The organism is Lentimicrobium sp. S6, from assembly GCF_013166635.1.
GTDB lineage: Bacteria > Bacteroidota > Bacteroidia > Bacteroidales > UBA12170 > UBA12170.
In genome coordinates this window covers 1-381 of record NZ_JABKBZ010000299.1, presented here as the reverse complement: position 1 = coordinate 381, position 381 = coordinate 1, and the positions used below count along the sequence as shown (strand labels likewise).

General features: G+C 38.3%; 1 protein-coding gene. It reads right to left on the bottom strand.

The window, feature by feature from the left end; translation table 11 throughout:
* A partial coding sequence (locus HNS40_RS22805; RefSeq protein WP_172284997.1) for a T9SS type A sorting domain-containing protein occupies positions 1 to 381 on the bottom strand: 381 nt, incomplete at both ends.

The window sequence follows — 381 nt, the reverse complement described above, 5'->3', positions numbered from 1 at the left end:
TGAGTTCTCCGCTAATGAACTCATAATTATAAGCACCGGCTTTTAAGCTGCGGGTATCCCATACCTTTTGACCTGTTTCGCCTGTTAAGTTGAATTGGGCCACTTGTTTACCATCAATGCTTTTGATAGTCAGTTCAGCGTCTTTTACTGACAATATTTTATAATCGAAAGTGACCCATTCTGATGCTGGATTTGGATAAACTTCTAGATAATATCCTTTTTGCTTCTCCGCCCCCAAACAAGTTCTTACCCTCACTTCTTTCTCATTAGAAAACTCCTCTATATCACATTTATTGAGGATTCCTGTTTTTAGATTGACTTGTCCTTCGTATGTTGGGTTCCATGTGATAATGGCAGTATCTTTTTGGTTTAGGATAGTTC